General features: G+C 39.1%; 10 protein-coding genes. 8 read left to right on the top strand and 2 right to left on the bottom strand.

The features are described 5' to 3' along the window. Positions 1-193: transposase (locus B5D46_RS04455; RefSeq protein WP_143675603.1), on the top strand; the 193-nt coding region annotated here is incomplete at its 5' end. Positions 194-302: 109 nt separating this feature from the next. Here B5D46_RS04455 and B5D46_RS04460 read toward each other — a convergent pair. Together B5D46_RS04460 and B5D46_RS04465 are read right to left on the bottom strand one after the other, a co-directional pair. Further along, on the bottom strand, positions 303-2,153 hold the full coding sequence (locus B5D46_RS04460; protein WP_078928416.1) for a zinc-binding metallopeptidase family protein: 1,851 nt from the start codon (positions 2,151-2,153) through the stop codon (positions 303-305). A 36-nt stretch (positions 2,154-2,189) separates the two neighbouring features. Continuing rightward, positions 2,190-4,067: a peptidoglycan DD-metalloendopeptidase family protein gene (locus B5D46_RS04465; protein ID WP_078928417.1), complete on the bottom strand. Its 1,878-nt coding sequence runs from the start codon at positions 4,065-4,067 to the stop codon at positions 2,190-2,192. A 537-nt stretch (positions 4,068-4,604) separates the two neighbouring features. Here B5D46_RS04465 and B5D46_RS04470 point away from each other — a divergent pair. The 7 genes from B5D46_RS04470 to sohB all read left to right on the top strand — a co-directional run bounded on the left by B5D46_RS04470 (position 4,605) and on the right by sohB (position 12,147). Then, complete coding sequence (locus B5D46_RS04470) at positions 4,605-5,846, top strand: hypothetical protein (protein WP_078928418.1); 1,242 nt, start codon at positions 4,605-4,607, stop codon at positions 5,844-5,846. A gap of 97 nt (positions 5,847-5,943) precedes the next feature. Next, the gene (dusA, locus tag B5D46_RS04475) at positions 5,944-6,933 is read left to right on the top strand and encodes a tRNA dihydrouridine(20/20a) synthase DusA (protein ID WP_078928419.1); all 990 of its coding nucleotides are present in this window, start codon (positions 5,944-5,946) and stop codon (positions 6,931-6,933) included. Positions 6,934-6,943: 10 nt separating this feature from the next. After that, a complete protein-coding gene (locus B5D46_RS04480) occupies positions 6,944-7,810 on the top strand; it encodes an aldo/keto reductase (RefSeq protein WP_078928420.1) in 867 nt (288 codons plus the stop codon). A gap of 108 nt (positions 7,811-7,918) precedes the next feature. Further along, positions 7,919-9,424: a hypothetical protein gene (locus B5D46_RS04485; RefSeq protein ID WP_078928421.1), complete on the top strand. Its 1,506-nt coding sequence runs from the start codon at positions 7,919-7,921 to the stop codon at positions 9,422-9,424. 331 nt (positions 9,425-9,755) lie between these two features. Beyond that, positions 9,756-10,040, top strand: a complete 285-nt coding sequence (gene rplY / locus B5D46_RS04490) for a 50S ribosomal protein L25 (RefSeq protein ID WP_078928422.1) — start codon at positions 9,756-9,758, stop codon at positions 10,038-10,040. A gap of 121 nt (positions 10,041-10,161) precedes the next feature. After that, the gene (locus B5D46_RS04495) at positions 10,162-11,019 is read left to right on the top strand and encodes a CvfB family protein (protein ID WP_078928423.1); all 858 of its coding nucleotides are present in this window, start codon (positions 10,162-10,164) and stop codon (positions 11,017-11,019) included. 12 nt (positions 11,020-11,031) lie between these two features. Further along, positions 11,032-12,147 carry a protease SohB gene (sohB, locus tag B5D46_RS04500; protein ID WP_078928424.1) on the top strand — a complete coding sequence of 372 codons (1,116 nt, stop codon included), beginning with the start codon at positions 11,032-11,034 and terminating at the stop codon, positions 12,145-12,147. Positions 12,148-12,166 lie beyond the last annotated feature (19 nt).

Below are 12,166 nucleotides of genomic sequence, written 5' to 3' on the forward strand. Positions count from 1 at the left end.
GAATGACCACTACAGAGACGGCATTACCAATGCCGGCATCTACCATATCAGGACAAGTGTTCTGGAAGGTATAAATAACAAGATAAAGGTTCTAAAGCGTGTAGCCTATGGGTACAGAGATTTAGATTATTTCTTTTTAAGAATAAGAAGTGCATTCAGAGGAAAGTTTACTCCAATCCCGACGATTGGATAGAAGAAAGCCCTGATGAATTTTATTATATTCAAATCAGGGCTTTCCACAGATTCACGGATGAACCAAAATTTTGATATCTAAGTTTGGGCTTTCTAAGGTTAGGTTATAATTAGATATTAATCTTTGTCTCTTTATCGTCCTTGTCTTTTTTCTTTGATTCTGACTTCTTTGCGAACTTATCTCCGATAAAATCATTATCTCTCTTAGGAAGAGTCTCCTCTTTAGTCTCCTTTGGCTCTTTAGATTTAGCCTTTTCAGCCGCTTCCATCTTCTCATCGATAACCTTTTCGGAGACATTGAGTACCTCAAGAGCATCGTTCTTGGTCTTGGTATCCTTTTCATTAGGATCTTCTGGACTTAACTCAATCATCAGACGATGTACGAAACCTAACATATCATCAAAGAATTCCTTGTTGACGTGCTCTGTTGGCTTGTACAGGTCACCACCTTTATAGGTAAGGGTAATTCCAGGAGCATTGAGATTATAGAATGTTGAAATAGGCATAGGACATTCATCCTTTAGAGCCTTCAGCGCCACATCGATGCCGACTGGTCTTATAAAGCAGTTGTCATTGGCAGGGCATTCGTTCTCAATGTTGATCTGATGATCATGTTTTTTATTGAACTCCTCAACAGCCTTGTTGATTCTGATGAAAAGCTCACGGTCTAACGCATTGTTGCGACGCAGCTGCTGCTGTGGAATGAAGTCGTTGCCGAAGAAAATCACCACAGAAGGCCTTGGAAGACGGGCAAGCTCGTTTAGACGTTCAATGATATTCTTTAGAATATCCTGAACTCCAAGCTCCTCATTGGCGCATTTCTGAATCAGACCTTCGATTGCTGATTTGAGATTTCCCTTGTAGTGAAGAGCTGCTCTGTAGAAGAAGTCTGCAAAGGACAGAACCTCTGCCTCTCTTATCTGGGTATTGTGTTCTACCTCATTTATCTTGCTGTACATAAGTTCACGCTCTTCCATCATCATTGCTGATCTTTCAAGAGCGTTGGCTGCAACCTGTTTCAGATTCTCCAGTAAGTCAAGAATATTAAGGTTGATGAAAGGGAATGTGAAACCTAAATGAACCGCATCCGGTGTATTTGGAGAACGGTTGTTATATGTATGCAGATAATTGAAGGTCGGAGCAATGGCCCGTTTTGAGAGCTCCTTTGTAATTAAAGGATTTATCTCAATCTCATCAATAATCTTTGAAGCAACCATTGTAGGAGAGAAGCCCTTATAAGGTCTCTCTGTATCGGTGCCTTCTCCGAAGATATAAAAGCCTGCCTCAACTTTACCCATGTTTGCAGTGTAGACATTGATGGTGTCATCTGGAACATCGGTAGATTCTGGTTTGAAGGAGACAGCAAGTGTCAGCTCAATATTCTGCTCATTGATAAGATTATGAATATAAGGAAGACAGGTTCTGATACCCTCATTACCGTTTAATGATTCACTGTTACATACAAACAGAAGATTGATAGGAAGTTCCCATAATCTTTCTGAGTAGTATTTCAGAAGAATCAGCATACCTGCAATAGGTGACTTGTTCTCAAAGGAGCCAAGTCCATAGATATTGTTTTCTTTTTCAAGCTCAGAAAGCTGAGCTTCAGTAAGAGTTGAGCCCTTAAGTTTTTCCTTAAGCTCATCTGATTTGAAGGCGTAGGATTTTAAGGTACCATAGACTTCATTTGATGAGGTGTCGGTATTACATAGTACAACCAGTGTTTCACGGGTTGTCTGGTCACGTCTTACAAATGCAGTAAAGGAGTGATTTTTCTGATCATCGTGGGTGATGTAGCTTAAGTATTCAGGGTGATTCTTGAAATAGGTGAATTCTGAAACAGTATTGTAAATGGTATGACTCATGATCTCATCACCAGACGTTCTGGTGATGCTTGGAATGGCAATGAGCCACTTGAGGACAGCTAATGCCTCTTCGCTAAACTCTTTTTCGGTAAGCACACGTTATCCTTAGTCTTTGGTCTGTCTGACTACAAATTATTTTACTTCTGCTAATTTATTCTTATACAGCTCTGTCTTCAAGATGTAAACATTATTTTTAAATGCTTCTTTCAATCTTTGAGCTGTAGCAGGACTTCCGGATGGAAGATCCACTTTCAGAGGGTCAACCGGACGTCCGTTGACATGTACCTCGTAGTGAAGATGTGCGCCTGTGGAATTACCTGTATTTCCTGATTTAGCGATAATCTGACCAATATGCACACGGTCACCCTGCTGAACGTCAAACTTGGACAGGTGCATATAAACTGTTGAGTATCCGCCGTTGTGGCTGATAATAATTGAGTAGCCTCCACCACGCATGTACTTGGCATAGGTGACTACACCATCGGCTGGAGAGTAGATTGGTGTACCGATGTTAACCTTAAAATCAACACCGTAGTGTGGACGGATAATGTGCTTAATAGGGTGGAATCTCTTCAGGTTAAATGGAGAGCTTACCTTAATCTGACCCATGATAGGGAATCTTCTGAAAGCACCGGTTGATGGATTGTATCCGTTCTCCTCATAGAAGATATGATTGAGCTGATGACGGTACAGGTTGATCTGACCGAACATCTTGGTGTTCATGGAGATTGCGGTCATGCTTGAGCCCTGACCGATTCCGTTAAAGAGAATTCTGAAGGAGTCTCCGGCTGAAAGCTTGTTAAAGTTGATTCTGCCTACATACTGATTTTTGATGGTAACAATCTCAGAGCGGGTCAGACCGTATCTTGCGGCAGCCTTGTCAAAGGTTTCTTTCTCATTGATAGAACCGATAATCAGACGAGGCCTGGTCTTACCGCTGTACATGGATTTGGTTTTATCCTTTTCAGCTGGTGCAGCCACCTGCTCCTGTTTTTTCTGAGCTGCTGCAAGCTGTTCTCTCTTCAGACGGGCTTTCTCAAGAGCCTCTTTCTGTTTCTGTGAAAGCAGAGCTTCTTCCTCAAGCTTCTTTTTGCTGCGCTGTTTCTCTGCCTCGATAAATGATGGCATTAGAGTTGCGCTGTCCATACCGCGGCTCTTTAAATCAGAGAACTGTGCAAAGCGGCGTTCACGTTCAACTGTATAGGTGTTCTTTTCGATATCTCGGGAGAAGCGAACCTGTTTGTTACCGGCAAGAGGAATCGCAATCTCCTGAACAGAGTTGTCCTCGCCGATTAAAAACTGAATCTTTCCTCCGACTGAAAGGTTAAGATCACTCTCACGGGCAACAGCGGTAATCTTTTTAAGATCGTTGCTGTTTAGATTCAGGTAGGAGAATATCTTGGATAGAGAGTCTCCCTTACGGATGGTCTGTTCATACCATTTGCCGTTAAAGGTCTTTTCACCCTGAGCGCTCTGAATTGAGCCCGGGATCTTGTCAGGAGTCAGAATATTGCTGATATATTTTTCAGACTGAACTTTCTGATCAGCTAGAATTTTTTCCTTTGAATTCTTTTCAATATCGGATGCTACAAACTTAAGTCTTTCAGTTTCTGCTGAAGATGCTGAAGCGGCAGCTGCTGCCTCTTTTTTAGACTCGGCTGCATTTGCCTGAGCAATCAGAGCCTCGGTATTGATATCGTCATCGTAGTTTTCCTCAGAGCCTGCTGTTGATGAGATTTCTGCATTGGCCTCGGCGATGACTTCATTGGTCTTTAAATATTCCTGCTCATAGATACGGTTCTGCTCCTCACGACCAGAGGTTAGTGCTGCAAAAGGGGAGGCGCTCTCAGGAATAATTGATCCGAATGGAAGAGCTAAAAGAACAGATATGATACCCACAGAGAAAATAGCGAAAATGTGCTTTCCAGGAAGTGTGGTTGCACCAGTCTCTTTTTCTACTGCTATATAATCTTCTGCTGCGGTTCTATTTGTTATTTTAACGTTTATCATATTCTTTATATAATAGCACACAAATAAAAAATTATCCTTGTCAGATAAGGACTTGTATGATCACGCGCACCAATTTTTATTTGTCTGTCTTTTCTTAATAATTTTTGTTCTTATTTCTTTCTGATTTTCTTTTGCTTGTTTTGTCTATTTTTATATCTACTGTTTAATAAAAAATCAGAATCCCTTATTAAATAAGGGGTTAATCGTTTACATGTGTTCTGTATTTTCTTTGACGAACAAATAGCAGAAAAGTTTTAACTTTTTGAATTTTTTGTTTAAATTCTTTTGACACAGATAACAAAAGCAGAAATTATTTTATTTTTTAATATCAGTATGTTGGAATTTCTCACAAAAAATACTTACACATGTCGTAAAATATTTTTCAACGCAACATACATTGTGTTTCTTAGTTTTGTATTAGCTTTTGAGTGGAATTCAGCTAAGTTCTTTTTTTCATTCTGAATTATTCAGACTATTAAATTATGTCGATGTGGCGTTACCGAACATAAAGATAAATATAAAAATGAGGGAAGTTGTATGAAGTCACTAAAAATTGTAAAAAGCTTCGATGATAGTCTGTACTCTTATTTTGTAAAAGAAATCGAAAGACAGCACGTAACATTATCATTCATTCCTGACGAAAACAGCACCTCTCCAGTATGTGCTGCAATTATGGGAAGTGTCCTCGTCAATTCCTCTAATTCAATTGTCCTTGGTAAGGGAAATACTTTAGAAACCTTAACCTGTGAGAGACTGTGCGATGTATTTGGAGCAGAATTCGCTACAGTAAAAACAGTTACCATTGAGGCCGCATCAAGAGTTGTATTCAAGGCTTTAACCACCCGTGGTGATGTGGTTATGTCTCTTGATTTACGTAAGAAGGAACACTGCAACAGTGAGAATCTGGCTTTCCAGTTTGTAAACTTCGGTATTGATCCTGAAACTCAGACCTTCAATATGAAGGAGATTGAGGCAATTGCCAAGAAGAACAAGCCAAAGCTGATTATTGTATCTCCTGTTAACTATCCTTTATCTATTGATTTTGCCAAGTTCTCAAAGATTGCAAAGGAAGTTGGTGCCTATCTGTGGTGTGATTTATCCCAGACAGCAGGTCTGACCGCTGCAGGTGTGCTTCCATCTCCTGTTAAATATGCTGATGTGGTTACCTTATCAACCCACGGTGCTATGCAGGGACCTCAGGCTGCTGCAATTCTATGTAAGAAAGAGCTTGCAACAGCAATTGTCCGTTCAGAGACTCTGGCAGGACACCACGGTCTTATCACTCCTCAGTTATCAGCACTTGCTGCAAGACTTCATGAGATGAAGACCGATGTCTTTGTAACCTACTGTAAGGATGTGGTTGCAAATGCCAAGGCTTTAGCCAAAGGTTTAGATGCTGGCGGCATGAAGCTTGTCTGCAACGGAACCAATTCTCACCTTGTAATCATTGATACCAGATTCTGTGCTATTGCCGCAAAGGGAGCTCAGGAGCTGTTAGCAGACATCGGTATCCATGTAAGAATTGCAAATGTTCTGACCTCTGATCCTAAGATTAAGTTTGAGGCTGTTCGTTTCTCAACTCTGCCTGCAACTACCCGCGGTATGAAACCAAAACAGATGGAGCAGATTGGTGAGGCTATCGGTAAGTTCCTGGCAAAACCTGATGAGGACAACTCAAAGTCTTTAATGCACCTTGTTGCAACCATTACTGCAGGCCTTCCTGCATTAGACAGAAAGTATCTTGATAAGTCTGTTGCTGAAGTGATTACCGACGAATAGTACAGATAGTACGAAAAGTTAGGTTATCTACAGTGTTTTGAATGAACGTGGCGTATGGTATCATAAAGCCACGTTTTTCATTTTTATACACGCGTTTATGACTGAATTTGCAAAATTTACACCTGCTGACAGATTCTCTGTCGCACCTATGATTGATGTCACCACACCAACCTTCAGAGCCATAGCCAGACTGTTTTCAAAAAAAGCTATGCTTTATACGGAAATGATTGCGGCAAATGCAATTGTACATGGTAAGGAATACCTAATTGATCATGATGCTGATTTTATAAATCCATGTACTCTGCAGTTAGGCGGTTCTGATCCAAAGGTTCTGGCAGATGCCTGCAGAATAGCCTCAAAATTCAATTACAGTGCCATCAATTTAAATGCAGGCTGTCCCTCTGATAAGGTTCAGTCAGGATCATTCGGCGCTATTCTGATGAAAACACCTGATGTCATTACAGACTGTCTTAAGGCAATGCAGGATGCTTCAGATGTTCCTGTAACTGTAAAAACAAGAATCGGTGTAGATGATCTTGACGATTTTGACTATACGCTAAAGATTGTGGATTCAGTTTATAAGACCGGCTGTCGTCATATTATTCTGCATGCAAGAAAAGCCTGGCTTAACGGTTTATCTCCAAAGGAGAACAGAACCATTCCTCCTTTAGACTATGAAAGAGTATTTTCACTAAAGGATCATTTTCCAGATCTTGCAATCACCATCAATGGAGGAATCAAGACTATTGATGAGTGTAATGAAATGCTTAAAAAGGTTGAAGGTGTGATGCTTGGCAGGGCATGTATGGATGATCCCTATATTCTTGCATCTGTTGATAATAGAATATACAACGATGGTTCAAAAATACTTTCACGTGATGAGTGTTTTGAGAAGGTTGTTGAATACGCTGAGAAATATGTATCAGAGGGGAGAAAGCTTCATCATCTTGGCAACCATATTATAAATATGTTTAACGGCTGCAAGGGGGCCAGAAGATTCAGAAACTATCTCTCCTGTCATATGCATGAGCTTGGAGCCGGTCCTGAAGTTTTAGTTCAGGCATACAATAAAATGAAAGAGGCTTAAGGAGTTTTTAATGGAACTTACAATCAAGTCTACGGTTAATCTTAATAATGATGTAAAGATGCCTCTCCTAGGCCTTAGAGCATATAAGGTCAAAGGAGAAGATGCCTATAACGCTGTTAAGTGGGCCTTAGAGGCTGGCTACAGACTTATTGATACAGCCAGAATCTACTGTAATGAAAAAGCTGTGGGCCGAGCCATCAGGGACTCTGGCATCAGACGTGATGAAATTTTCGTTACTACAAAGCTCTGGATTACTGATTTTGATGATCCAAGAGCCGCTCTTTTAGAGTCTCTTAACCGCTTAGGGCTTGATTATGTTGACCTCTACCTTATTCACTGGCCTAAGGAAGGTTACGAGAATGCCTATCTTGAACTTGAAAAACTGCAGAAGGAAGGTCTTTGCAGAGCGATAGGTGTTGCCAACTTCAAGATTCATCATATTGAAAGTCTGAAGGCTCACGGTGCAACAGTTGTACCTCAGGTAAATCAGACAGAGATTCATCCTCTGAATACTGAAGAGGAATTATTAGGCTGGTGCCGTAAAAGAAAGATTACAGTAGAGGCATATTCTCCACTTGGAAGTGAAGGTCGTCTGATTCTGGATGACCCTCGACTTATCTGCATGAGAAACTACTATCATGCTTCAGCCTCTCAGATTCTACTCAGATGGTGTATTCAGAGAGGTATTGTGGCTATTCCTAAGGCTGTAGTCCAGAGTAAGATTGAGCAGAACTGTCAGCTGTATCATTTTGATATAACCAATTCAGATATTGAAACCATATCTGATATGAACTGTAATGACAGACGTAATTACGATCCTGATAAGATTGATTTAAGACCAATGTCCATGTATCCGAAGATTACACCGGAGAATTAGGGCTAGTCTTTTTGATTGAAAAATATTTAATTCTAATTTTTGAGTGATAGGATAGAGAACAGTTTTTTTATCTATTAAACATAAAAACATAACGGAAATATAACAAAAATGAATCAGTATAAAGAAGATGTTGAAATTGATTTAGTCAGACTCTTTAAGTATCTGCTGTCTAAATTTAAGCTGCTTGTTCTGATCGGTGCAGTGTTTGCACTGGCAGGTCTAGGATACAAGTACTACAGCGTGGAGCTTTCAGGTAAGAATTTTGCCGATGATCCTAATCTTCTTTCATATGAAACAACTGTGAAGCTTCCTAACGGAACCACCAAGAATGAAAAACATAAGGTAAGCTTTAATCAGTATATGGCCGAGATGGAAAGACGCAAGAGCAGTAATGAGGTGCAGGAGTCTTTAGCCTCATACGAGAAAGCCAGAATCAATTCTGAAATTAAGGTTCTGGAAAATACTTTAAAGGATCATCAGAACTATCTTGAAAACTCAGTTCTTTTAGGTTCAGATAAAACTGGATATGAGGCTGTTCACTATTATCTGGCATCAGAAAAAGGTGTAAAAAACTTAATCAAATTAAAGCCTGTCATTAGAAATAACTACAAGCCAAGTGGTGTTATAAATACTGATAAGAAAATCAAAGCTGATGAAGGTGATGATTCTGAACTGACTAAATTTGAAGAGAAGGACTCAGCTCTAATCAGTTTTGCAAGAACTCTTTTATATAGTGACAAGTTTGCAAACGAGTTTGCCTCTGCACTTGGTTTATCTGATGAGACCTCTACTCTTCAGATTGAAGGTTTAGTAACCTTAAACAAGGTTGATGATATTTCCTTTACAATTTCACTTAAGTCAAAGAATAAGGATGATATCCAAAAGCTCCAGCTGGTTTTATCAAAGTACGACAGAGAGCTTACTGAGTTTCTAAAAAATGAGTACGATATCAGCTCAAATGAGATTTCCTTTGCCAAGCTGAAGTCATCATATATTGATACACTTCGTGAGAAGGAAACTCAGACAATCAACAAGCTTCTTATCAAGATTGAGAATAAGAAAGAGAAGCTAAACGAGGTTCCTTTAGTACTTGAACCTGTATCAGCTGTAGATCTTAATAAGCTAAAACTTAAAAAGTATGCCATTTTCACATTTGGCGGTTTTGCTATAGGAATCTTCCTTGCTCTAGGCTGCTTTACCTGTGTATATCTGTTTGACGGCAAGATTCATGATCCAGAGAATCTTGTATTTGAGGATTTAAAGACTCTTGCCTGTGTTCACAGTTCCTCATACTGCGAAGCTAAAGCAGATGAGATTCAGAAGCTGAATGAATCTGTAGAGGTTCTGTGCAGAGGAAAGCAGAGTGTAACTGTGGTCTCAACTTTAGCTGAGAGTGAGATTGTAAATGTAACCTCTGTAATTAAAGATGCTCTAAGTGTAAATGGAATCAGCAATTGTAAGATTGTAAAACCTCAGCATATGAAGGATATTTCATCAGCTGATGCTCTGATTATTGCTGAGAAGATTGATTTCTCAAAACTTGATGATGTAATCGGTGAGATTGTCCAGATCAAGAATATCAAGAAGGATATTCTGGGTATCGTGTTTGCTTAGTTTCAGTTTTCTTTATTTATAACTTAACTTATTGTGCTCCAAATAAATAAGCTAAGTTATATAAGAAAAGGGCTTGTATGTAATATAACCATAAATATATAAATTTTTTGAATTTTACATAAGTAAATATTTGTATAAAGATTTACTTCAAAAAATATACAGTTGTATATATCTGTATATTTTTTTCAAAAACTGTGTATAAATGTAAAAAAATAGTATACAGATGTATATTTTTAGTTGAATAATTCACAATATAGTTTATAATATCGCACGCTGTGTTTATGGTCGCATTACACAGCGTTGTTTAATTTTATTTATAGGAAACATGAAAATGGCAATTACTTTAGATGCTACTTCACGTACTGACTTAGGAAGAGGTGCGAGCCGCCGCCTACGTCGTGAGTTCAAGACCCCAGCAATCATCATTGGCCAGGGCAAAGATGCACTTTCAATCTGCTTAGATGAGAAGAAAGTTATTACAGCTGCTTTAAAGGATGAGTTCTACAACGAAGTTGTAATCAACCTAAATGGCGAGTCAATCAAGGTTAAGCCTGTTGACATGCAGCGTCACCCAGTTTCAGAGCGTATTTTACACATTGATTTCCAGCGTATCTAATTTTTTGGAAATTTTGTAAAAAATACAAGAGCCATTCTTGAAAAAAGAGTGGCTTTTTTCTTATATTAACATTCTGTAAAAAATATCTGTTGTTGCAAAAGCTTTGCTAGGAAGAAATTTAATGGAAGATACTCCAGTTTTAGGTCATATGATTGACCTTCGTGTTGTAGATATAACCGATCAGGGCGCATTTGTTGATGCCGGTACTTATGGAGATCTGTTTGTTCCAAATAAGCAGCTTCCTGACGATATTGAAATCGGTAAGCTTTTAAGAGTCTTTTTATACAAGGACTCAGGCAGAGTTTTAGCAACAGCAAGACATCCATATCTTGAATGCGGTATGTGCGGCAGATTAACCGTTACCTCAATTGACTGCGGTACAGTTTATATGGATCTTGGTATTCCAAAGGAGCTTGTAGTTCCTGTATCTGAACAGCGTTCTGCCTTTGAGGTCGGTCAGTCAGTTCTGATTTATGTGACCATTGATGATCAGGGAAGACTGTTTGGTACTCAGCGTTTTAACCGCTATATCAGAGATAACTCTAAACCAGGTGAATTCAAGGTCGGCCAGCGTGTAACCGCTGTTGCAGTATCTCATACACCACTTGGCTTTAGAACTGTAATCAACGATTCTGTTTATGGTCTTATTTATAAGAATGAGCTTAAAAGCCCAATTCGAATCGGTAAGAGAACAGATGCCTATATCACCAAAATCAGAGATGACGGCAGATTGGATGTATCTCTGCAGGAGCCGGGGCTTTCAGGTATTGAGCATGCAGCCAAGACTCTTTTACATATTCTGAATAATGCAAATGGTTTTATTGCCTTCAACGATAAGTCAGATCCTCAGGATATTGAAGATTATCTTCATATGTCAAAGGGTAAGTTTAAAAAGGCAATCGGCTCACTTTATAAACAGCGTCTGATTGAAATTACTGATGATGGCATCAGATTAGTATCTTCAGATAAAAAACAATAATAAGGTTTAATCATGGAATTTCTTTTTGAATTCGGTCTTTTTGCAGGTAAGTTTGTTTTCGGTGCAATATGTATAGCAGTTGCTTTTATCTGCGTTCTACTGTCTTTAAAGGCTGCAAAGGGTGAAATGGAAGAGAAAAAGGAAAAGCTAAAGTTCACCAATCTTTTAGAAGAGTCAACTGAACGTAAAGAAAAAATCGAAGATGCCGTTTTAAGATTTGATTTAAATAAGGATGAAAAGACTCTTAAAAAAGAGCTTAAACAGAAATTAAAGAATAAGAAAAAGTCTGATGATGACCTAAAAAAAGAGCGTTCAGAGAGAATTGAAAAGGCAAAGACACAAGGCAGATTTTGTCCTAAGAGACTTTTTGTACTAGACTTTGAAGGTGATACACATGCCAGTGCCTCTCATGATCTGCGTCTTAAGGTAAATGCTTTACTTGACGTTGCAACAGCTGATGATGAGGTTATTGTAAATCTTGATTCACCTGGCGGTGTAGTTAACGGATATGGATTCTGTTCATCAATTCTTGAGAGAATCCGTGCAAGAGGTATTCATCTGACTGTCTGTGTTGACAATGTGGCTGCATCAGGCGGTTACCTTATGAGCTGTGTTGCTGACAGGATTGTCGCAGCTCCATTTGCCTATGTAGGATCTATCGGTGTGGTAGCCAATATTCCTAACTTCAACAAGGTGCTGAAAAAACACGATGTTGATTATGAGCAGGTTACAGCAGGCAAGTACAAGAGAACTCTGACCATGTTCGGTGAGAATACACCTGAGGGTCGAGAGAAGTTTAAATCAGAGCTGGAAGCCATTCATGCCCGTTTTAAGGAGGTTGTATCAAAGTACAGACCTAACCTTAATATAGAGGAGATTGCTACCGGAGAATTCTGGCTTGGCAGGGATGCTCTGGAGCGTGGACTGGTTGATGAATTAAACACTTTTGATGCATACTTGCAAAATTGCCTAGAAATTACACAGGATTGTGCTATAAAGATTAGCATAGAGCGAAAAGAAAAGAAGTCACTTAAAGATTTATTAGGAAAATTCTTTAGTGCTAAGACATGGACTCGTGCTGTTAAAGAAGAAGTTGCCGAGTCAGTTAATACAACCCCTTACAGATAATAGATAATTACGAGAATAA

The organism is Succinivibrio dextrinosolvens DSM 3072, assembly GCF_900167015.1.
Taxonomy (GTDB): domain Bacteria; phylum Pseudomonadota; class Gammaproteobacteria; order Enterobacterales; family Succinivibrionaceae; genus Succinivibrio; species Succinivibrio dextrinosolvens.

Excerpts from the sequence above, each read along its gene's own strand:
- B5D46_RS04470 (WP_078928418.1), top strand. The coding sequence starts at position 4,605 with ATGAAGTCACTAAAAATTGTAAAAAGCTTCGATGATAGTCTGTACTCT.
- B5D46_RS04495 (WP_078928423.1), top strand. The coding sequence starts at position 10,162 with ATGGAAGATACTCCAGTTTTAGGTCATATGATTGACCTTCGTGTTGTA.
- rplY (WP_078928422.1), top strand. The coding sequence starts at position 9,756 with ATGGCAATTACTTTAGATGCTACTTCACGTACTGACTTAGGAAGAGGT.
- B5D46_RS04485 (WP_078928421.1), top strand. The coding sequence starts at position 7,919 with ATGAATCAGTATAAAGAAGATGTTGAAATTGATTTAGTCAGACTCTTT.
- sohB (WP_078928424.1), top strand. The coding sequence starts at position 11,032 with ATGGAATTTCTTTTTGAATTCGGTCTTTTTGCAGGTAAGTTTGTTTTC.
- B5D46_RS04480 (WP_078928420.1), top strand. The coding sequence starts at position 6,944 with ATGGAACTTACAATCAAGTCTACGGTTAATCTTAATAATGATGTAAAG.
- dusA (WP_078928419.1), top strand. The coding sequence starts at position 5,944 with ATGACTGAATTTGCAAAATTTACACCTGCTGACAGATTCTCTGTCGCA.
- B5D46_RS04465 (WP_078928417.1), bottom strand. The coding sequence starts at position 4,067 with ATGATAAACGTTAAAATAACAAATAGAACCGCAGCAGAAGATTATATA.